Here is a 1,877-nt window from a genome sequence, read left to right on the forward strand (position 1 = left end):
GAGGCCTCCGAACAGTCGTGGGGTGTCCACGGGCACCACTTCGCGGTGCTGCACCTTCGTGATCTCGAGCCGGGCGTGGAGACGCCCTACGAGGTGGCGCTCGACGGTGTACCCGCCTGGCCACTGGAGCCGGACCGCCCCAGCGTCATCCGCACCCCGCGCGCCGACGACACGGTCCGCCTGTCCTTCGGGTCCTGTCGCCGCGGGGAGAGCCAGACCCCGGTGGCGCTTCGCCGGATCGGGGCCGACGCCCTGGTGGCGCTCGCGCATCAGATGGCCCACACGGCGCACGACGACTGGCCCGACGCCATATTGCTCCTCGGCGACCAGGTGTACGCCGACATCCCCAGCCGGGAGATCACCGAGCGGCTGGCGGCGCGCCGTCGGGCCGGGGAGGGGCCCCGGTCGGTGCGCGACTCCGCCGGTGACGGTGGGGACCGGGACGTGTCCGGGGAGATCTGCGACTTCGAGGAGTACTCCTGGCTGTACCACGAGTCGTGGCGCGACCCGGACGTGCGCTGGCTGCTGTCCACCGTGCCCAGCTGCATGATCCTCGACGACCACGACCTGCGCGACGACTGGAACTCCTCCCACGCCTGGCGCCGCGAGATGACGGCCCAGCCGTGGTGGCGCGACCGCGTGCGGGGGGCGTTCGCCAGTTACTTCGTCTACCAGCACCTGGGCAATCTCGCGCCGCGGGAGCTTGAGCAGGACGAGGTGTACCGGGCGGTCCGGGGTGCCCGGTCCGATGCCGAACGCGAACGGATCCTCGACGAGTTCGCCCTGTCCGCCGACGCCGACCGGGGCACCGCGCGGTGGAGCTTCAGTCGCGACTTCGGGCGGGTGCGGGTGGTGATGCTCGACGTGCGGGCCTCCCGCCGGCTGGACCCCGCCGACCGGCGCGTGATGGACCCGCAGGAGTGGGAGTGGGCGCGGGAGGCCTGCCTCGGGGCCGAGGTCGACCACCTGGTGATCGCGTCGTCCCTGCCCGCGTTCATGCTGCCGGCGCTGCATCATCTCGAGGGGTGGAACGAGGCGGTGAGCCGCGACCGGCCGGAGAAGCCGCTGAGCGCCCGGATCGGCGAATGGGTGCGGCTGACGGTGGACCTCGAGCACTGGGCGGCCTTCCGCAACAGTTTCGACGACCTGATCGGGTTGCTCACCGAGGTGGCGGCCGGGGATCACGGGCGCGCTCCCGCCTCGATCCTCATGCTGGGCGGCGACGTCCACTGCTCCTACCTCGAGGAGGTCGAGCTCACCGCGCCGCGGGTGACCGGGTCGCCGACGCGGGTGCACCAGCTGGTCATGTCCCCGTTCCGCAATCCTCTACAGAAGTCGATCCGGATGGTCAACCGGATCTCGGTGCGGTCTCCCGCGCCCGCGCTGACCCGTCGGCTCGCCGAGGCCGTGGGCGTCCGGGAGCCACGTGTCAGGTGGGAGGTCACCGACGGGATCTGGTTCCACAACGGGGTCATGACCCTGGTGATGCGCGGCCGCCGCGCCACCGTCAAGGTCGAACACGCCCACGTCGAGTGGCCGGCCGGGGGACTGGGGAGGGTGCTCACACTGGTGCCGGGCCTGGCGCCGGACTCTTGGGGCCGGAGAGGGCGACGACGACGAGGTGGGGATGACCTCGACGCCAAGCCCCGGCAGGTGTTGCGCAGGACGCTGACCAAGGAGCTCACCGACTGACCGGGGACCCGCCGGCCCGCGTGTCGGCGACGGTTCAGTCCAGTTCCGCGCGGAGTTCGCGCGCGGCGGCTGTGGGGTCGTCCGCGTCGGTGATCGCGCGGACCACCACCACCCGCCGGGCGCCCGCGGCCAGCACCTCGGGCAGGTTCTGCCGGTCGATCCCGCCGATGGCGAACCAGGGCTTC

Annotated in this window: 2 protein-coding genes; one reads left to right on the forward strand and one right to left on the reverse strand. The window is 72.3% G+C overall.

Features of this window, described 5'->3' with window-relative positions; all coding sequences use genetic code 11:
* Positions 1–1,692, forward strand: a 1,692-nt coding sequence (locus G6028_RS11525) for an alkaline phosphatase D family protein (protein WP_182658954.1), incomplete at its 5' end; no start/stop codon positions are given.
* 34 nt (positions 1,693–1,726) lie between these two features.
* Here G6028_RS11525 and G6028_RS11530 read toward each other — a convergent pair.
* On the reverse strand, positions 1,727–1,877 hold a 151-nt coding region (locus G6028_RS11530; protein WP_182658956.1), incomplete at its 5' end, for a thiamine phosphate synthase.

The organism is Dietzia cercidiphylli (assembly GCF_014145145.1).
Classification (GTDB): domain Bacteria; phylum Actinomycetota; class Actinomycetes; order Mycobacteriales; family Mycobacteriaceae; genus Dietzia; species Dietzia natronolimnaea.